Here is a 389-nt window from a genome sequence, read left to right as displayed (position 1 = left end):
GGTGCGGCCGACCACCGACACCGCCTACAACGGCCTGGGCCAGGCGGCCACGGTCAGCAAGATCGGTGCGGACGGCAAAAGCTTTACGGCGACGGAAACCCACTACGGCGCCGGCGGCCGCGTGGCGTGGACGAAAGACGCCGAAGGCAATACTACCTGGTACGACTACGATGCCGTCGGCAACATCAGCCGTACCCGGCGCGACCGGCTGCTGGACAGCCAAGGCGGCAAGACCCAGGACGTGACGGCCTACGGCTACAACGCCGCCAAGCAGCAGACCGCGCAGCTGCAGCTGCTGGATGCCACTAATGGCCTGTACAGCGAAACGCGCTACAACGCCTGGGGCCAGATCACCGCCAAGTTCGCCCGCGGCACGGCGGCGGGCGCGG

At 68.1% G+C, this 389-nt stretch carries 1 protein-coding gene; it reads left to right on the top strand.

From position 1 onward, the window contains the following. Positions 1–389 (top strand): hypothetical protein (locus C2I19_RS21405; protein ID WP_158253801.1); only part of this gene is annotated, 389 nt, incomplete at both ends.

The sequence above is a fragment of the Chromobacterium alticapitis genome (assembly GCF_002924365.1).
In the GTDB taxonomy this organism is placed as follows: Bacteria; Pseudomonadota; Gammaproteobacteria; order Burkholderiales; family Chromobacteriaceae; genus Chromobacterium; species Chromobacterium alticapitis.
This window is presented reverse-complemented; position numbering and strand designations above follow the sequence as displayed.